Annotated in this window: 18 protein-coding genes; 13 read left to right on the top strand and 5 right to left on the bottom strand. The window is 75.4% G+C overall.

Going from position 1 to position 16767, the window contains the following annotated elements; translation table 11 throughout:
- The first annotated feature begins 96 nt into the window (after nucleotides 1–96).
- The 4 genes from ACI8AK_RS06455 to ACI8AK_RS06470 all read left to right on the top strand — a co-directional run bounded on the left by ACI8AK_RS06455 (nucleotide 97) and on the right by ACI8AK_RS06470 (nucleotide 5127).
- Nucleotides 97–591: a (2Fe-2S)-binding protein gene (locus ACI8AK_RS06455; RefSeq protein ID WP_456955560.1), complete on the top strand. Its 495-nt coding sequence runs from the start codon at nucleotides 97–99 to the stop codon at nucleotides 589–591.
- Nucleotides 588–3089, top strand: a complete 2502-nt coding sequence (locus ACI8AK_RS06460; RefSeq protein WP_456902887.1) for a xanthine dehydrogenase family protein molybdopterin-binding subunit — start codon at nucleotides 588–590, stop codon at nucleotides 3087–3089. Before ACI8AK_RS06455 ends, ACI8AK_RS06460 begins: the two co-directional genes overlap by 4 nt.
- Entirely contained in the window at nucleotides 3086–3943 is an 858-nt protein-coding gene (locus tag ACI8AK_RS06465; RefSeq protein ID WP_387992409.1) for an FAD binding domain-containing protein, read from the top strand. Before ACI8AK_RS06460 ends, ACI8AK_RS06465 begins: the two co-directional genes overlap by 4 nt.
- Before the next feature lie 95 nt (nucleotides 3944–4038).
- Nucleotides 4039–5127 (top strand): SRPBCC domain-containing protein, encoded by a 1089-nt coding sequence (locus ACI8AK_RS06470; protein ID WP_456902886.1) that lies wholly within the window; start codon nucleotides 4039–4041, stop codon nucleotides 5125–5127.
- A 78-nt stretch (nucleotides 5128–5205) separates the two neighbouring features.
- Here the strand turns inward: ACI8AK_RS06470 and ACI8AK_RS06475 are convergent, their stop codons facing one another.
- The 3 genes from ACI8AK_RS06475 to ACI8AK_RS06485 are packed head-to-tail and all read right to left on the bottom strand — an operon-like array spanning nucleotide 5206 to nucleotide 7186.
- Nucleotides 5206–5844: an alpha/beta hydrolase family protein gene (locus tag ACI8AK_RS06475; RefSeq protein WP_387992403.1), complete on the bottom strand. Its 639-nt coding sequence runs from the start codon at nucleotides 5842–5844 to the stop codon at nucleotides 5206–5208.
- Nucleotides 5841–6506, bottom strand: coding sequence for an HAD family hydrolase (locus tag ACI8AK_RS06480; RefSeq protein ID WP_456902884.1), 666 nt, complete (start codon nucleotides 6504–6506; stop codon nucleotides 5841–5843). The genes ACI8AK_RS06475 and ACI8AK_RS06480 overlap by 4 nt, the downstream gene beginning before the upstream one ends.
- A complete protein-coding gene (locus tag ACI8AK_RS06485; protein ID WP_387992397.1) occupies nucleotides 6503–7186 on the bottom strand; it encodes a DedA family protein in 684 nt (227 codons plus the stop codon). The genes ACI8AK_RS06480 and ACI8AK_RS06485 overlap by 4 nt, the downstream gene beginning before the upstream one ends.
- A gap of 90 nt (nucleotides 7187–7276) precedes the next feature.
- Between ACI8AK_RS06485 and ACI8AK_RS06490 the strand changes: the two genes are divergently transcribed.
- Nucleotides 7277–8572 (top strand): amidohydrolase family protein, encoded by a 1296-nt coding sequence (locus ACI8AK_RS06490; RefSeq protein WP_456955562.1) that lies wholly within the window; start codon nucleotides 7277–7279, stop codon nucleotides 8570–8572.
- On the opposite strand, the gene ACI8AK_RS06495 is transcribed toward ACI8AK_RS06490, so the two are convergent.
- Nucleotides 8569–9042, bottom strand: a complete 474-nt coding sequence (locus tag ACI8AK_RS06495) for a hypothetical protein (RefSeq protein ID WP_387992392.1) — start codon at nucleotides 9040–9042, stop codon at nucleotides 8569–8571. The two genes, ACI8AK_RS06490 and ACI8AK_RS06495, sit on opposite strands and share 4 nt — an antisense overlap.
- A gap of 177 nt (nucleotides 9043–9219) precedes the next feature.
- On the opposite strand from ACI8AK_RS06495, the gene ACI8AK_RS06500 reads away from it, so the two are divergent.
- The 4 genes from ACI8AK_RS06500 (at nucleotide 9220) to ACI8AK_RS06515 (ending at nucleotide 11363) form a co-directional block, all read left to right on the top strand.
- A complete protein-coding gene (locus ACI8AK_RS06500; protein WP_456955564.1) occupies nucleotides 9220–10059 on the top strand; it encodes an endonuclease/exonuclease/phosphatase family protein in 840 nt (279 codons plus the stop codon).
- A gap of 62 nt (nucleotides 10060–10121) precedes the next feature.
- Complete coding sequence (locus ACI8AK_RS06505) at nucleotides 10122–10484, top strand: ArsR/SmtB family transcription factor (RefSeq protein WP_387992387.1); 363 nt, start codon at nucleotides 10122–10124, stop codon at nucleotides 10482–10484.
- A complete protein-coding gene (locus ACI8AK_RS06510; protein ID WP_387992384.1) occupies nucleotides 10481–10963 on the top strand; it encodes an SRPBCC family protein in 483 nt (160 codons plus the stop codon). Before ACI8AK_RS06505 ends, ACI8AK_RS06510 begins: the two co-directional genes overlap by 4 nt.
- Nucleotides 10956–11363, top strand: a complete 408-nt coding sequence (locus ACI8AK_RS06515) for a VOC family protein (RefSeq protein ID WP_387992381.1) — start codon at nucleotides 10956–10958, stop codon at nucleotides 11361–11363. The genes ACI8AK_RS06510 and ACI8AK_RS06515 overlap by 8 nt, the downstream gene beginning before the upstream one ends.
- 44 nt (nucleotides 11364–11407) lie before the next feature.
- Here the strand turns inward: ACI8AK_RS06515 and ACI8AK_RS06520 are convergent, their stop codons facing one another.
- The gene (locus tag ACI8AK_RS06520) at nucleotides 11408–12253 is read right to left on the bottom strand and encodes an MBL fold metallo-hydrolase (protein ID WP_456955566.1); all 846 of its coding nucleotides are present in this window, start codon (nucleotides 12251–12253) and stop codon (nucleotides 11408–11410) included.
- A 219-nt stretch (nucleotides 12254–12472) separates the two neighbouring features.
- Here ACI8AK_RS06520 and ACI8AK_RS06525 point away from each other — a divergent pair, with 219 nt between their 5' ends.
- The 4 genes from ACI8AK_RS06525 (at nucleotide 12473) to ACI8AK_RS06540 (ending at nucleotide 16592) form a co-directional block, all read left to right on the top strand.
- The gene (locus ACI8AK_RS06525) at nucleotides 12473–12811 is read left to right on the top strand and encodes a UBP-type zinc finger domain-containing protein (RefSeq protein ID WP_387992375.1); all 339 of its coding nucleotides are present in this window, start codon (nucleotides 12473–12475) and stop codon (nucleotides 12809–12811) included.
- A 38-nt stretch (nucleotides 12812–12849) separates the two neighbouring features.
- On the top strand, nucleotides 12850–14361 hold the full coding sequence (locus ACI8AK_RS06530) for a TldD/PmbA family protein (RefSeq protein ID WP_456955568.1): 1512 nt from the start codon (nucleotides 12850–12852) through the stop codon (nucleotides 14359–14361).
- Nucleotides 14358–15746, top strand: a complete 1389-nt coding sequence (locus ACI8AK_RS06535; protein ID WP_456955570.1) for a metallopeptidase TldD-related protein — start codon at nucleotides 14358–14360, stop codon at nucleotides 15744–15746. Before ACI8AK_RS06530 ends, ACI8AK_RS06535 begins: the two co-directional genes overlap by 4 nt.
- Before the next feature lie 543 nt (nucleotides 15747–16289).
- Entirely contained in the window at nucleotides 16290–16592 is a 303-nt protein-coding gene (locus ACI8AK_RS06540; RefSeq protein WP_387992366.1) for a hypothetical protein, read from the top strand.
- The last annotated feature ends 175 nt before the right edge of the window (nucleotides 16593–16767 follow it).

Consider the following 16767-nt stretch of genomic DNA (forward strand, 5'->3'; position numbering starts at 1 on the left):
TAAGCGTGGCCTAAGTCACTCCGCCGTTGACAGACTCCGCCGCGGAGCGCCCGCGGAGCCGGGCGCGATCGCCCCCTGCAACGGAGCGGAGGATCCATGACCCAGGTCAGCATGAGGGTCGACGGCGTGACCTACACCGACGAGGTCGAACCCCGGACCCTGCTGGTCCACCACCTGCGCGAGGCCCTCGGCAAGGTGGGCACCGTCGTCGGCTGCGACACCAGCAACTGCGGCGCCTGCACCGTGCACCTGGACGGGCAGGCCGTGAAGTCCTGCACCGTCCTCGCCGTCCAGGCCGACGGCGCCGAGGTCACCACCATCGAGGGCATCGGCAGCGAGGGCGCTCTGCACCCGGTGCAGAAGGCCTTCCACGAGATGCACGGTCTCCAGTGCGGCTACTGCACGCCCGGGATGATCATGGCCTCGATCGACCTGCTCAGGGAGAACCCGAACCCCAGCGAGACCGAGGTCCGCGAGGGCATCGAGGGCAACCTCTGCCGCTGTACCGGCTACCAGAACATCGTCCGCGCCGTGCAGCAGGCCGCGGGGGAGATGTCCGGCTCCGCCGAGACCCTGGGGGCGCAGGCATGACCGTCACCGAGGACGCGGCCACCACCCAGACCCCGGCCCCGGACAAGGAGGTCGGCAAGGCCCGCCGCCGCAAGGAGGACGCCCGCCTCATCACCGGGCGCACCACCTGGACCGACAACATGGTCCTGCCCGGGATGCTGCACCTCAGCGTCGTGCGCAGCCCCGTGGCGCACGCCCGCATCACCTCGATCGACGTCTCCGCGGCGAAGGAGGCCCCCGGCGTCGTCGCGGTGTTCACCGGCCGCGACCTCGCCGACGAGCAGGGCTCCATCCCCTGCGCCTGGCCGGTCACCCCGGACATGAAGAACCCCGGCCACCCCTCGATCGCCGTCGACGGCGTGAACCACGTCGGCGAGGCGGTGGCGGTCATCGCCGCCCGCTCGCGCACCGCGGCCGCCGACGCCGTCGAGCTGGTCGACGTCGACTACGAGACGCTGCCGCCGGTCCTCGACATGGAGGAGGCCGTCCGCGACGGCGCCGAGCTGGTGCACGACGAGCTCGGCACCAACACCAGCTACCACTTCGTCTTCGACGCCGGCGAGGCCGGCACGGGCGTGGACACCGAGCAGGCCTTCGCCGACGCCGAGGTCGTCGTCAGCCGGCGCTTCGTCAACCAGCGGCTGATCCCGGCGTTCATGGAGCCGCGCTCGGTCGTCGTCCAGCCCCAGGGCGAGAACTTCACGCTGTGGTCGGCCACCCAGATCCCGCACGTGCTGCGGGTGATGCTGGCGATGGTCACCGGCATCCCGGAGCACAAGCTGCGCGTCGTCGCCCCCGACGTCGGCGGCGGCTTCGGCGGCAAGCTGCAGGTCAACCCCGAGGAGGTCCTCGCGCTGCTGATCGCGCGCCGCCTCGGCAAGCCGGTCAAGTGGACCGAGACCCGCAGCGAGTCGCTGATGACCGCCCACCACGGCCGCGACCAGATCCAGTACGTCGACGTCGCCGCCACCCGGGAGGGCGACGTCAAGGGCCTGCGCGTGCGGATCCTCGCCGACATGGGCGCCTACCTGCGGCTGATCACCCCGGGCGTGCCGGCGCTGGGCGCGTTCATGTTCCCCGGCATCTACAAGTTCCCGGCCTACCGCTTCGAGTGCGACGGCGTCTTCACCAACAAGGTCCCCACCGACGCCTACCGCGGCGCGGGCCGGCCCGAGGCCACCTTCGCCGTCGAGCGGATCATGGACGAGCTCGCCGTCGAGCTCGGCATGGACCCGCTGGAGCTGCGGCGCAGGAACTGGATCGACGCCGCGGAGTTCCCGTTCACCACCGTCGCCGGCCTCGAGTACGACAGCGGCGACTACGACTCGGCCACCCAGCAGGCGCTGGACCTGCTCGGCTACACGGAGCTGCGCGAGGAGCAGCGCCGCCGGCGCGAGGCGAACGACCCGGTGCAGCTGGGCATCGGCTTCTCCACCTTCACCGAGATGTGCGGCCTGGCGCCCTCCCGGGTGCTCGGCTCGCTGTCCTACGGCGCGGGCGGCTGGGAGTCGGCGTCGATCCGGATGCTGCCCACCGGCAAGGTCGAGGTGGTCACCGGCTCGACGCCGCACGGCCAGGGCCACGAGACGGCGTGGAGCCAGCTGGTCGCCGACCAGCTCGGCGTGCCGTTCGAGGACGTCGAGGTGCTGCACGGCGACACCGCCGTCGCCCACAAGGGCATGGACACCTACGGCTCGCGCTCGCTGGTCGTCGGCGGCACCGCGGTGGTCAAGGCCGCCGACAAGGTGATCGCCAAGGCCCGCCGGGTGGCCGCGCACCTGCTCGAGGCCAACGAGGACGACCTGGACTTCTCCGGCGGGAAGTTCACCGTCCGCGGGACGCCGGGTACCGGGATGTCGATCCAGGAGATCGCGCTCGCCGTCTTCGCCGCGCACGACTACCCCGAGGACATCGAGCCCTCGATCGACGCGGACGCCACCTTCGACCCGGTCAACTTCTCCTTCCCGCACGGCACGCACGTGTGCGCCATGGAGGTCGACACCGAGACCGGGTTCGTGAAGATCCGCAAGTACGCCTGCGTCGACGACGTCGGCACGATCGTCAACCCGCTCATCGTCGAGGGGCAGGTGCACGGCGGCCTGGCCCAGGGCATCGCGCAGGCGCTGTACGAGGAGGCCGTCTACGACGCCGACGGCAACCTCACCACCGGCACCTTCGTCGACTACCTGGTCCCGTCGGCCGCCGACCTGCCGCACTTCGACACCGGCAACACGGTGCACGAGGCGCCGGGCAACCCGATCGGCGCCAAGGGCGTGGGCGAGGCCGGCTGCATCGCCAGCACCCCGGCGGTGGTCAACGCCGCGCTCGACGCCGTCCGGCACCTGGGTGTGGAGGACATCCGGATGCCGCTGACCCCGGAGCGGGTGTGGCGGGCCATCCACCAGGGCGGCGACGGCGGGGACCGGGCCACGGCCGGGTCCAACGCCTACGGCGGCGCCCAGACCGAGACCACCGCCGGTGTCTCGACCCCGCAGTCCGCTCTCGGAGGTGACCGGTGATCCCCGCCCCGTTCGAGTACGTCCGGCCGACGACGGTCGAGGAGGCCGTCCAGGCGGTCGCCGACGGCGGCGAGGACGTCAAGGTGATGGCGGGCGGGCAGTCGCTCATCCCGGTCATGCGGCTGCGCCTGGCCGCGCCGGAGACGATCGTCGACCTCGGCCGGGTGGCGGAGATGCGCGGCGTCCGCGAGGAGGGCGACTCCCTGGTCATCGGCGCCATGACCACGCACGCCGACGTCCTCACCGACCCGCTCATCGCCCGGCACGCGAAGCTGGTCGCGGAGGCGACCGAGACGGTGGCCGACCGGCAGACCCGCCGGCGCGGCACCTTCGGCGGCGCCCTGGCGCACGCCGACCCGGCCGGTGACCTGCCGGCGGTGGCGCTCGCGCTGGACGCCGAGATGGTGATCGCCGGGCCGGACGGGCGCCGCACGGTGCCCGCGCGGGAGTTCTTCGTCGACTACCTGACCACCGCCCTCGACGAGGGGGAGGTCCTGGTCGAGATCCGGGTGCCCAAGCTGACCGGCGACTGGGGCGTGCGCTACGAGAAGTTCAACCGCGTGGCGCAGGCGTGGTCGATCGTCGCGGTCGCCGCGGCGGTGCGGCGCGAGAACGGGCACATCGCCGAGGCGCGGATCGGGCTGACCAACATGGGCCCGACCCCGCTGCGGGCGTCGGCCACCGAGGCCGCGCTGTCCGGCGCCGCCGCGTCCCCGGACGCGGTGGCCTCCGCGGCGCGGTCGGCGGCCGAGGGCACCAGCCCGAGCAGCGACCTCAACGCCCAGGCCGACTACCGCGAGCACCTCGCGCAGGTGCTCACCCGCCGCGCGGTCACCGCCGCGGCCGGGCTGTAACGTCCGGCACAACCCCGGCTCCCGCCCGTTCCCTCGGCCGGCCCGCCCTCCCGGGCGGACCGGCCGAGGTCCGTTCCCCACCCGGAGGTCGCACCGTGCAGCTGGAGAACTCGTTCACCGTCCCCGTGCCCGTCGACGAGGCCTGGCGGGTCCTGCTCGACATCGAGCGGATCGCCCCGTGCATGCCCGGCGCCGCGCTCGACTCGGTCTCCGGTGACGACTTCACCGGCCGGGTCAAGGTCAAGCTCGGTCCGATCAACCTGACCTACCAGGGCAAGGCGTCGTTCGTGGAGAAGGACGAGGCCGCGCACCGCGCCGTCATCGACGCGCGCGGCAAGGACCAGCGGGGCAACGGGACGGCGGCGGCCACCATCACCGCCCAGCTCCAGGGCGAGGGGACGACGACGCGGGTCGACGTCCTCACCGACCTCAACATCACCGGCCGCCCGGCCCAGTTCGGCCGCGGCGTCATGACCGACGTCGGCAACAAGCTGCTCGGCCAGTTCGCCGACAAGCTCGCCGCCCAGCTGGCCAGCGGCGACGACCTGACCGTCGACCGGGCGGCCGCCGCGGAGCAGCAGGAGCCGACCGTCGCCGGGAAGGTTGCGGCCACCGCGGCCGGGGTCGCCGAGGAGGTCGCCCAGTCGGTCGAGCAGGTGCCCGGCGACAACGCGGTCGCGGAGACGGTGCGCGAGGCCGGCACCGCGGCGCGGGAGGCCGCGGCGTCCGCCGGCGACGCCGCGCGCAAGCCCGCGGAGAAGGCCCCGGCGAAGAAGGCCGCCGCGGCGTCGTCCCCGTCGCCCACGGAGACCGCGCCGATCACCGCCCCGGTCACCGGCGCCACCGACACCGTCTCGATCCCCGCGGTGTCGGACACCGCGCCGGCCGCGGCGGACCTCGCCCCGTCGGCCTCGGACACCGCGCCGGCCGCGGCGGTCGGCGGGCCGGTGCCGAGCACGCCGCCGTCGCGCAACACCGCCCCGCCGAGCCGGCCGGGCACCGGCGCCCCGCCGCGCAGCACGCCCGCCGCGGCTCCGGCGCGCCCCCAGCCGGCCGCGGAGCCCGAGCCGATCGACCTGCTCGAGGTGGCCGGCGGCGCCGCGCTCGCCCGCTACGCCGGCCCCGGCGCCGCCGTCCTCGCGGTGCTGCTGCTCATCCTGTTCGCGGCCCGCCGCCGCCGCTGACGGCCCGCTCCGTCGATCACCGGGTGCGTGCTCGCGACACGGCGGGACACGCCGGGCCCTCGTGCACGCATCCGGTGGTCAACTCCTGACGGCGGCGAGCTCCTCCAGCCAGGCCAGCGCCGCGGAGGCCACGGCCCCCGGTGCCCTCCCCAGGGAGTGGTCGCCCGGCACCGCGCACACCGACGCCGACGGCACCCCGTCCAGCGCCACGACCAGCTCCGCGGGCCGGCCGAACGCGTCGGTCTCCCCCTGCACCACGACCAGCGGCACGCCGGCGCCGGTGAGCTCGCCCGCGCGGCTGCGCTCGGGACGGCCCGGCGGGTGCAGCGGGAACGCCAGCGCCAGCACGCCGTCCGCCCCGAGCGCCGTCGCCGTCCGGCAGGCCACCCGCGCCCCGGCGCTGCGGCCGCCGAACACCAGCGGCCCGGTCAGCGCGCCGCCGGCCCGCAGCGCCTCGACGACGGCGGTCCAGGCGACGTCCAGGCGCGGCGGCGCGGGCGCGATCCGCTTGCCGGCCACCCGCCACGGCTGCTCCACCCGCAGCACCCGCCAGCCCGCCGCGGCGGCCGAGGTCGTGACGGCGACGAGGTCGGCCGACCCGGCGCCACCGCCGGCGCCGTGCCCGAGCACGAGCGTGCCGCGGGCACCGTCGGCCGGGCCGTCGGCGTGCACCGCGGCCGGGCCGAGCGGGGTGCCGACGGGCGCGGGGGAGCTCACGGCGCCAGCAGCGCGTCGACCGCCCCCGCGAGGTCCGGGGCGACGACGGCCGGCGCCGGGTAGCCCGGCGGGTACACGCGCTCGCTGCGCGGGAACCACGCCCCGGTGAGGCCGGCCCGCTCGGCGCCGAGCACGTCCCAGCCGTGGGCGGCGACCAGTGCCATCCGCGCCGGCTCGACCCCGCAGGCGCCCGCGGCCCACAGGTAGGCCGCGCGGGAGGGCTTCCAGGTGCGCACCGTCTCGCTGGTCAGCGTCCGCTCGACCAGCGGCGTGACGCCGCCGCGCTCCAGCCCCGCCTCGGCCACGCCGGGGGAGCCGTGTGACAGCGTCACCACCCGCACGCCGGCGTCGTGGAGGCGGCGCAGCGCGGGCTCGACGTCGGGGTGCGGCGACAGCTCGAGGAAGGCGTCGGCGACCTCCGAGCGGGCGCCGTCGGGCAGGTCGGTGAGCTGGGCCAGCGCCGAGTCGAAGGCGGCGCGGAAGGGCAGCCAGACGCCGGCCACCGTGGCCGCCGTCCCGGTGTGCAGGGTGCGGCCGAACACGGTGGGCAGCAGCTCCGCGGGCTGCCCGTGCTCGACGAGCGCGGCGGCGACGGGGGCGAGGTCGAGCAGCGTCTCGTTGACGTCGAACGCGACGACCTCGGGGCGCGGGGGGCGTGTCACGCGTCGGCGCTGCGGGCGTCCTCGGCGCGGCCCGCGGTGGTCTGCCGCCGCCGGTGGGAGCGGATGTCCTTCACCCGCTTGTAGACCAGGTAGCCCACCGCCAGGACGACGACGGCGACGACGACGTAGTCCAGGTAGTGCAGGTTCGCCTCGATGAAGTCGCGGGCCAGCCAGCCCAGCGTCACCAGGACGGTGTTCCAGATCAGGCTGCCGGCCGCGGAGTAGAGGAGGAACTGGCCGAACGGCATCCGCACCACGCCCGCGGGCACGGAGATGAAGCTGCGCACGATCGGCACCATGCGGCCGAAGAACACCGCGGAGCGGCCGTGCCGCTCGAACCAGGCGAAGGTCTTGTCGACGTCGGCGGTCTCGACCAGCGGCAGCCGGTCGAGGAAGGCGTGCGACCGTCGCGGGCCCAGCGCCCGGCCGACGTAGTAGAAGAAGATCGCCCCGAGGATCGAGCCGATGGTGGCGCAGCCGACGACGGCCACGAATGCGAACGGGCTGTCGATGAGCACACCGGCCGCCCCGAGGACGGCCTCGCTGGGGATCGGCGGGATGACCGTCTCCAGCAGGATGCTGAAGCCGACGCCGATCGGGCCCAGCGAGTCCACGAGGGAGAGCAGCCAGGCGGTGAGCCCACCCTGGTCGGAGGATGCCGCAGCGGCCAGGAAGGACATGGCTCCCACGGTACGGGCGGTGTCCGGACGTCGCCCGGACCTGCGGGGCGCTGCCCGGACGGCCGGGACGGATGGGGTTAGCGTGCCGCCATGCGTCAGCGACTCACCGCCCGGGCCGTCGTCGTGGGGGACCGGGCGGGCACCGTCGTGCCGGACGCCGTCGTCGACGTCGAGGACGGGCGCATCGCGTGGGCCGGCCCGGCCGCCGACGCCCCGCCGGCCGGGGACGCCGAGGTCGTGGCGCTGCCCGGCCTGCTCGTGCCGGGGCTGGTGAACGCCCACTCGCACGCGCCGATGGTGCTGTTCCGCGGCCAGGGCGAGGGGCTGCCGCTGGACCGCTGGCTGCGCGAGGTGATGTGGCCGCGGGAGGCGCGGCTGACCGGGGACGACGTCGAGGTGGCGATGACCGCCGCGTCGGCGGAGATGCTGCGCGGCGGGATCACCGCCAGCGTGGAGATGTACTTCTCACCGGAGCGGATCGCCGCGGCGGTCGGGGCCACGGGCGCCCGGGTGGTGGTCGCGGCGCCGATGGTGCCGCTGCCGGGCATGCCGCCGCTGGAGGAGCAGATGGCCGCCGCGGTGGACCTGGCCGGGCGCGCCGACGCGGACGGCCTGGTGGAGTACGGCCTGGGCCCGCACGCGGCCTACACCGTCCCGCTGCCCCTGCTGCGCCGCGCCGCCGAGATCACCCGCGAGCACGGGATGCTGCTGCACCTGCACGTGGCCGAGACCGCCACCGAGGGCGACGGCCTGCTCGAAGCGCACGGGCTGTCGGTGCCCGCGCTGCTGGCCGCGCACGACGTCCTGGGCGGGCGGGTGCTGGCCGCGCACTGCGTGCACCTCGACGACGCCGACCTGGAGCTGTGGGCCGAGTACGACGTCGCCGTGGCGCACTGCCCCGCCAGCAACGCCAAGCTCGCCAGCGGCATCGCGCCGGTGCGGGCGATGCTCGACCGCCGGATCCGGGTCGGCCTGGGCACCGACGGGCCGGCGTCCAACGACGGGCTGGACCTGCTCGCCGACGTCCGCCTGGCCGCGGGGCTGGCCCGGCTGCGGGAGTCCGCGGCCACGGCGCTTCCCGCCGCGGAGGCGTTCTGGCTGGCCACCGGCGGCGCCGCCGAGGCGATCGGCCGCCCCGACCTCGGCCAGGTCGAGGCGGGCCGGCGCGCGGACCTCGTGCACGTGGACACCCGCGACCTCGGCTTCGAGCCGGTCGGTGACCAGGCCGACCTGCTCACCCACCTGGTCTGGTCGGGCGCCTCGCGGCTGGTCCGCGACGTGTGGGTCGGCGGCCGGCAGGTGGTCGCCGACGGCGCGGTGACCACCGTGGACGTGGACGCGCTGCGCGCCGAGGTCGCCGAGCGGGCGGCGCGGCTCGCCCGCTAGGCCTGCGGAGCGGGACCGGTCCAGGTGTAGAGGTGGCCGTCGACCACGACGGTGACCCAGCCCTCGCACAGCAGCGCGGGCTCGCCGGTGAGGTCGGGCCAGGCGCCGCCGCCGTCCCACGGCATGCCCGGCCGCGGCAGCGGCGTGCAGTCCGCGGGCGGGACGGCGCCGGGCGCGAGGGCCATGTCGGCCCGGACGCTGCCGTCGGCGGGCCCGTACGCCTCCCCCGGCCGGACGACGGTGACGCCGGATCCCACCCCGCGGGTCCACCACGGCACCGCGCCGCGCGGCGCCCCGGCGGCCTCGGCGACGTCGCGGGTGTCGGTGTGCCCCTGCAGCTCGGCCACCATCGCGCCGAACCCGTGCACGCCGGCGGGCATCGTCACCAGGACGCCGGCTCCCGCGGCCGCGCCGAGCGCGACCGTCCCCGCCAGCGTGCCCAGGACCACCTTCACCGCCGTGCCGGGCACCGCGGGCCTCCTCTCGTCGGGCCACCGGCCGGTGGCGGGACGAGCCTCGGTCCGGAGGCCGTCCGCGGGCGTCGGCGCCCGGGCTGATCCCGCCGGGGGCCGGTCGTCCACCCGGGGGAGGACACCGGGTGCGACGTGGGCTGGAGGACCGTGCCGTGCGGCGGTTGACTGCGCCGCATGGCGGCGTCCCTGCGGGTCCTGACCATGAACGTGCTCGGCCCGGCCAACCCGGACTGGGCCCGCCGCAGCGCGCTGATCGGGGAGACGCTGCGCCGGCTGGACGCCGACGTCGTCGCGCTGCAGGAGGTGCCCGTCGCCGACGGCACCGTCGAGGAGCTGCTCGGCCCCGGCTGGTCCGTGACCCCCTTCTCCCGGGCCGCCGAGGACGGGGTGGGCGGCGTGCTGGCCACCCGGGCCCCGCACCGCGTGGTCGAGGAGGTCGACCAGCGCTGCACGCCGCGGGCACGGGACTTCCCGTGGTGCGCGACGCTGCTGGCCGAGGTGGACACCGCGGTCGGCCGCGTGCTGGTCGCCCACCACAAGCCCAGCTGGCAGTTCGGGTACGAGTACGAGCGCGAGCAGCAGGCGCTCGCCGCCGCGCGGGCGGTCGAGCGCCGGGCCGGCGGGGTGGACCACGCCGTCGTCCTCGGCGACCTCGACGCGACGCCCGACGCGGCCAGCACGCAGTTCCTGCGCGGACGCCGGTCGCTGGACGGGACGAGCGTCTGCTTCCAGGACGCCTGGGAGACCCTGCACCCGGCCGATCCCGGGTTCACCTTCGACGCCCGGAACCCGCTGGTGCGGGCGGGGGAGGTGGCCACCGCGGTCAGCCGGCGCATCGACTGGGTGCTGGTGCGCAGCGGCGTGCACGGGCCGACGCTGCAGGTCCGCTCCTGCGCCCGGGTGCTGGACGAGCCGGTCGCCGGCGTCTGGGCCAGCGACAACCACGGCGTCGTCGCCGACCTCGACCTGCCCGGCCACCCGCCGGGCTCGTGGGCTCCTCAACCGACCGGTTGACGAGCGTCCCCGACGGGTCCTATCGTCGTGTTCAACCGAGAGGTTGATGAAGGAGGTCGCAGGTGGCAGCGGATCCGCTCTCCCGGGTGTTCGCGGCGCTGGCCGACCCGACGCGGCGCGACATGGTCGCGCGGCTGGCGGTCGGCGACGCGACGGTGGGCGAGCTCGCCGCCCCCTACGACGTGACCGTCCAGGCGGTCTCCAAGCACCTGAAGGTGCTCGAGGACGCCGGCCTGGTCAGCCGCAGCCGGGAGGCCCAGCGCCGCCCGGTGCACCTCGAGGCGGAGGTGTTCGACCTGATGACGAAGTGGATCGAGCGCTACCGCCGTCAGGCGGAGGAGCGCTACCGCCGCCTCGACGACGTCCTCCGGTCCATGCCGGACGACGCGACACCGCCCACCGCGCAGGAGGAGAACCGGTCATGAGCACCGCCACCCGTGAGACGCAGATCGTCGCCGACCCCGAGGTCCCGCTCGTCCGCATCACCCGCGAGTTCGACGCCCCGCGCGGCAAGGTGTTCCGCGCGCACACCGACCCTGAGCTGCTCGTGCGGTGGCTGGGCCCGCGCGGGCTGGAGATGCGCATCGACCACTACGACTGCCGCACCGGCGGCTCCTACCGCTACGTGCACAGCGACGCCGACGGTGAGTACGCCTTCCGCGGCTGCTTCCACGAGGTCCGGCCCGACGAGCTCATCGTGCAGACGTTCACCTTCGAGGGGCAGCCCGACGGCGTCGCCCTGGAGAAGCTGGTGCTCGAGGACCTCGGCGACGGCCGCACCCGGCTGACCGTCACCTCGCTGTGCGACTCGTTCGCCGACCGGGACGCGATGATCGCCGGCGGCATGGAGGTCGGCGTCGTCGAGGGCTACGAGCGGCTCGACGAGGTGCTCGCCCGTGGCTGAGCGCGCCGTGGAGATGAAGCTGGAGCTCGTACCCATACCGGTCGCCGACGTCGACCGGGCGAAGGCCTTCTACGCCGACCGGCTGGGCTTCACCGTCGACGTCGACGTGCGACCGGCCGACGGCGTGCGGGTCGTCCAGCTGACCCCGCCGGGTTCGGCCTGCTCCGTCGGCTTCGGCACCGGCCTGGCGGCCTACGAGGGCGCTCCCGGCTCCGTCCGGGCGCTGCACCTCGTCGTCGCGGACATCGAGCACGCCCGGGCGGACCTGGTGGGCCGCGGTGCCGACGTCGGGCCCGTGGTGGACGTCGGGGGCGGGGTGAAGTACGCGGCGATCACCGACCCGGACGGCAACACCCTGACCCTGCAGGAGATGGCCTGGCGGACGGGCGCAGCCTTCTAGGCGCGCAGCGTTCTACGCGCGCAGCCTCCTAGGCGCGCAGCCTCCTAGGCGCGCAGCGAGATCGTCTCCCCGCGCACGACGGTCCGCAGCTGCCCGGGCGCCCGCCGCTCGGCGACCTCCCGCACGAAGTCGCCGAGCGGCGAGGCGAACCGGTCGTAGTCGTCGTAGTGCACCGGCACGGTCACCGGCGGCTGCAGCAGCTCCACCAGGTCGGCGCCCTGCCGGCCGTCCATGGTCACGGTGACGCCCAGCGCCCTGGTCCCGCCCAGGTGCGGGATCACGACGTCGAGCGGCCCGCAGCGCTGCAGCACCTCGCCCAGCCACGGCCGGAACAGCGTGTCGCCGGTGACGTAGCCGCGCCAGGACACCTCGCCGTCGCGGAGCAGCTCCAGCACGCTGCCCATCACCGGCGGCAGCACCCGCGCCAGCGGGCCGGGGCCGTGGACGCCGGGCACCGAGGTGATCCGCAGCGTCTCGTCGCCGCGGCCGATCTCGTGCACCTGCCACGGCCGCAGGTCCGCGGTCGCCGAGAAGCCGCGCGAGGACAGCGTCCGCGCGGCCGCGGGGGTGGTGACGACCGGCGTGGCCCTGTCGATGGTCGCGTAGGCGACCCGGTCCCAGTGGTCGCCGTGCAGGTGGGACAGCAGGACGGCGTCGAGGTCGGGGAGGTCCTCGGGCAGCAGCGCCGGGTCGGTCAGCCGCCGGGCGAACAGGCCCTTGCCAAGGTAGACGCGCTCCCCGCGCCGGACGAAGTTCGGGTCGGTGAGCAGGGTGAACCCGCCCAGCCGCAGCAGCGTCGTCGCGTTGCCGCCGAAGGTGAGGGTGACGTCGGCGGCGCTCTCGTCGGTGGGCGCGGTGCTGCGGTCGGCGCTGCCCGGGTCGGCGGTCATGCCCGGGCGGCTACCCGCCGGCCGTCGTCCTGCAACCCCGGCCGGCGGTGTCGGCGGGCCGGTGGCCGGGCCGTGGCCGCCCGTCCGCTGCAGGAGACCGCCGCGGGCCTTGTCCCCCGCCTCCGACCGGAGCAGCGTCACGACCGGCACCGAGCCGGTGCCCGACGGCGGCCGGGACCGGGTCCGGGCCGCACCCACCGCAGGACCCGAGGAGCCGCGATGAGCCAGGTCGACCCGTCCGTCCCGCCGAGCGGCACCGGCTGCGCCGACTGCGACGCCACCGGCGGCTGGTGGTTCCACCTGCGCCGGTGCGCCGCCTGCGGCCACGTGGGCTGCTGCGACTCCTCGCCGTCGCAGCACGCCTCGGCGCACGCCGCGGCCACCGGGCACCGGGTCGCGCAGAGCTTCGAGCCGGGTGAGGACTGGACCTGGGACTACGCCGCCGGGGAGTTCGGCGGGGACCTCCGGCTCGCGCCGCCGACCTCGCACCCGGTGACCCAGCCGGCGCCCGGGCCCGCCGGCCGGGTGCCCGCGGACTGGCAGCGCCACCTGCACTGAGGGCGGGCCGGGGCGGGCCCGGCTGGTAGACAGGGGCGGTGGTGCAGTCCCGGGACGTCGACGAGTCCTTCCTCGCCCTGCCCCTGTCCGCGCTCACCGAGGCGGCGCTGACCCGAGCGGTCGACCTCGGCTGCGAGCACGCCGACATCCGGGTGGAGCGCATCCGCACCCAGTCGATCAGCCTGCGCGACGCGCGGCTGGAGGCGCTGGCCGACGGCGAGGACCTGGGCCTGGCCGTGCGCGTGGTGCACGAGGGCACCTGGGGGTTCGCGGCGGGCGTCGTCCTCACCGCCGCCGAGGCGGTGCGGCTGGCCGAGCAGGCGGTCGCCGTCGCGCAGGTGTCGGCGGCGCTGGCCACCGACCGGGTCGAGCTCGCGCCGGAGCCCCGGCACGAGGGCTCCTGGGTGTCGTCCTACGACGTCGACCCGTTCGAGGTGCCCGACGCCGAGAAGACCGCGCTGCTCACCGAGCTGTCCGAGCGGCTGCTGGCCGCCGACGGCGTCGAGCACGTGCAGTCGGGCTGCATGCACGTCAAGGAGCAGAAGTACTACGGCGACACCAACGGCACCCGCACCCGCCAGCAGCGGGTCCGCATCACGCCGGAGTTCACCGCGCTCACCGTCGACCGGGCCACGGGCGCCTTCGAGAGCATGCGGACCCTCGCCCCGCCGGCCGGCCGCGGCTGGGAGTACCTGACCGGCGGGCACTTCGACTGGGACGCCGAGCTGGCGCAGATCCCCGAGCTGCTGCGGGAGAAGACCAAGGCGCCGTCGGTGGAGCCGGGCCGCTACGACCTCGTCGTCGACCCCTCCAACCTGTGGCTGACGATCCACGAGTCCGTCGGCCACGCCACCGAGCTGGACCGGGCGCTGGGCTACGAGGCCGCCTACGCCGGCACGTCGTTCGCCACCGTCGACGGGCTGGGGAGCCTGCGCTACGGGTCGGAGCTCATGCACGTCACCGGCGACCGGACGGTCGAGCACGGGCTGTCGAGCATCGGCTGGGACGACGAGGGCGTCGAGGCCCAGCAGTGGGACATCGTCCGCGACGGCGTGCTCGTCGGCTACCAGGTCGACCGCAACACCGCCCGGCTCGGCGGGATGGCCCGCTCCAACGGCTGCTCGTTCGCCGACTCGCCGCGGCACGTGCCGGTGCAGCGGATGGCCAACGTGTCGCTGCAGCCGGCCGCCGACGGGCCGGACCTCGCGGGGCTGATCGGCGGGGTCGAGCGCGGCATCTACGTCGTCGGCGACAAGAGCTGGTCGATCGACATGCAGCGCTACAACTTCCAGTTCACCGGCCAGCGCTTCTACCGCATCGAGGGCGGGCGGCTGGCCGGGCAGCTGCGCGACGTCGCCTACCAGGCCACGACGACGGACTTCTGGGGCTCGATGCGCGCCGTCGGCGGGCCCTCCACCTACCGCCTCGGCGGCGCGTTCAACTGCGGCAAGGCCCAGCCCGGGCAGGTCGCGCCGGTCAGCCACGGCTGCCCGGCCGCGCTCTTCGAGGGCGTCACCATCCTCAACACGGTCCAGGAGGGCGGGCGATGAGCCAGCTGACCGCGCAGCAGCTGGTCGAGAAGGCGCTGGCCGCCTCGACCGCCGACGGCTGCGTCGCCTACGTCGTCGAGAGCACCGAGGCCAACCTGCGGTGGGCGTCGAACAGCCTGACGACGAACGGGGCGATGCGCTCGCGCCAGGTCGTCGTCGTGTCGTTCGTCGACGGCGGCGCCGGGATGGCCACCGGCACGGTCGCGCGGACCGGCACGCCCGACGTCGCCGAGCTGGTCGCCGCCAGCGAGCAGGCCGCCCGCGACGCCGGCCCGGCCGAGGACGCCGTGCCGCTGATCAGCGAGGCCCCGCCGGACGCGGGGGACTGGGACGCCGAGCCGGCCGAGACCTCGATCGAGGTGTTCGCCGAGTTCGCGCCGGCGCTGGGGGAGGCGTTCGGGGCCGCGCGCGGCCGCGGCGACCTGCTCTTCGGCTACGCCGAGCACGCGCTGACGACGACGTACGTGGGCACCTCCACCGGCCTGCGGCTGCGCACCGACCAGCCCAGCGGCCGCGTGGAGCTCAACGGCAAGAGCACCGACTTCTCGCGGTCGGTGTGGTCCGGCGTCGGCACCCGCGACTTCCGCGACGTGTCGGTGGCCGACCTCGCCGCCGACGTGGAGCGCAAGCTCGGCTGGTCGCAGCGGCGGGTCGAGCTGCCGGCCGGGCGGTACGAGACGCTGCTGCCGCCGTCGGCCGTGAGCGACCTGATGATCTACGCCTACTGGACGATGGAGGCCCGCGACGCCGACGAGGGCCGCAACGTCTACGCCAAGGCCGGCGGCGGCAACCGGATCGGCGACCGGCTGGCCCAGCTCCCGCTGACCCTGCGCAGCGACCCGCACGCCCCCGGGCTGGAGACGGCGCCGTTCCAGGTGGTGAGCACCTCGTCCGGCTCGGCCAGCGTGTTCGACAACGGGATGGCGACGCCCGCCGTCGACTGGATCCGCGACGGCGTCCTCACCAACCTGATCCGCCCGCGGGCCTGGGCGCTGAAGACGACGGCGCCCGCGGTGGCCGCCGTCGACAACCTGATCCTCGAGCAGCCCGGCGCGACGGCGTCGCTGGAGGACATGGTCGCCGCCACCGACCGCGGGCTGCTGCTGACCACGCTCTGGTACATCCGCGAGGTCGACCCGCAGACGCTGCTGCTCACCGGCCTGACCCGCGACGGCGTGTTCCTCGTCGAGGGTGGCGAGGTGACCGGCGCGGTGAACAACTTCCGGTGGAACGAGTCGCCGGTGGACCTGCTGGCGCGGATCGGCGAGGTCGGGCGCACCGAGCGCACGCTGCCGCGCGAGTGGAACGACTGGTTCACCCGCGCCGCGATGCCGCCGGTGCGCGTGCCGGACTTCAACATGAGCTCGGTGTCCCCGGCCAGCTAGGCGCCGTCGGCTCCCGCCGGCCGCCGCACCGCCGGCTCGTGCGGTGCTCCGCGTGCTCCTGCGGTGCCGCGACACCGCAGGAGCACCGGGAACACCGCGGGAGCCCACCTCCTGGGGTCCTCCCTGTGCTCCTGAGGGCCTGCACCACCCCAGAACATCGAACAGCGCCCCAGCGGCCGGCTCGGGGAATGTCTGCACTGCGCATCGACGTCGGCTCTTGCGGTGTCCTGCGTGCTCCTGCGGTGCCGCGACACCGCAGGAGCACCGCGAACGCCGCGAGAGGACCGGCTCCTCGGGTCGAGTCCGTGCTCCCGCGGTCCTGCAGCATCCCGGGACCGCGGGAGCGACCCTCGTGGCCGCCCGGTGCGGGGTCCTCGCGCACTGGCGGCGCGTCCCGACGGGGGCTCGTGGGGCGGCTGTGACGCAGGAGTGGCGAGGGGCGCCCATACCGCACAGCTGCTCCCCCCAAACACGGATCCCGGATATTTTTCCGGCGGACAGCAGAGAGCCCCCGGGTCCCCGGGGGCGCGAGGGGAGCACGCCATGACCCGCAACCAGAAGCCCTCCGTGTTCCAGGTGGGCAAGATCTGGGACGACGGCCGCACGATCGTCGTCTCCGGGTGGGGCATCGGGCTGTGCGCCTCCGCCTGCGCCTGCCACCGCTCGCCGATGGGCGGGCACCTGGCCATCGACGAGGACCAGGCCGGCGGCACGCTGGGGCTGCGGTGCTTCGACGAGGACGGTTGCGACTGCTGCGAGCCGTGGACCGCCGACGAGCTGTCCGCCGTCCTGCGCGACCTGCAGCGCGTGGCCGGGCTCGACGCCGAGGAGCCGCTCGCCGGCTGAGGGAGGACCCCCCTGCCCCCCGCCGCTCGCAGGCTCGCGGCGGGGCCCTGCGGAGGGGGCGTACGGACACCGGCCCGCGGGGCGGGCGCCGTTCGGCGCCCCCCCCCGGCCCCCCCCCCGCGAGGGGGCGCGGGGGGGGGCGGGGGGGGGGGTGAGCCCCCGCCGCCGCGCGCGG

The organism is Geodermatophilus sp. SYSU D00867 (assembly GCF_054050315.1).

What these genes read in the sequence shown, in the direction of transcription:
- ACI8AK_RS06455 (WP_456955560.1), top strand. Translation starts at nt 97, where the DNA reads ATGACCCAGGTCAGCATGAGGGTCGACGGCGTGACCTACACCGACGAG.
- ACI8AK_RS06460 (WP_456902887.1), top strand. Translation starts at nt 588, where the DNA reads ATGACCGTCACCGAGGACGCGGCCACCACCCAGACCCCGGCCCCGGAC.
- ACI8AK_RS06485 (WP_387992397.1), bottom strand. Translation starts at nt 7,186, where the DNA reads ATGTCCTTCCTGGCCGCTGCGGCATCCTCCGACCAGGGTGGGCTCACC.
- ACI8AK_RS06490 (WP_456955562.1), top strand. Translation starts at nt 7,277, where the DNA reads ATGCGTCAGCGACTCACCGCCCGGGCCGTCGTCGTGGGGGACCGGGCG.
- ACI8AK_RS06500 (WP_456955564.1), top strand. Translation starts at nt 9,220, where the DNA reads ATGGCGGCGTCCCTGCGGGTCCTGACCATGAACGTGCTCGGCCCGGCC.
- ACI8AK_RS06510 (WP_387992384.1), top strand. Translation starts at nt 10,481, where the DNA reads ATGAGCACCGCCACCCGTGAGACGCAGATCGTCGCCGACCCCGAGGTC.
- ACI8AK_RS06520 (WP_456955566.1), bottom strand. Translation starts at nt 12,253, where the DNA reads ATGACCGCCGACCCGGGCAGCGCCGACCGCAGCACCGCGCCCACCGAC.
- ACI8AK_RS06525 (WP_387992375.1), top strand. Translation starts at nt 12,473, where the DNA reads ATGAGCCAGGTCGACCCGTCCGTCCCGCCGAGCGGCACCGGCTGCGCC.
- ACI8AK_RS06535 (WP_456955570.1), top strand. Translation starts at nt 14,358, where the DNA reads ATGAGCCAGCTGACCGCGCAGCAGCTGGTCGAGAAGGCGCTGGCCGCC.
- ACI8AK_RS06540 (WP_387992366.1), top strand. Translation starts at nt 16,290, where the DNA reads ATGACCCGCAACCAGAAGCCCTCCGTGTTCCAGGTGGGCAAGATCTGG.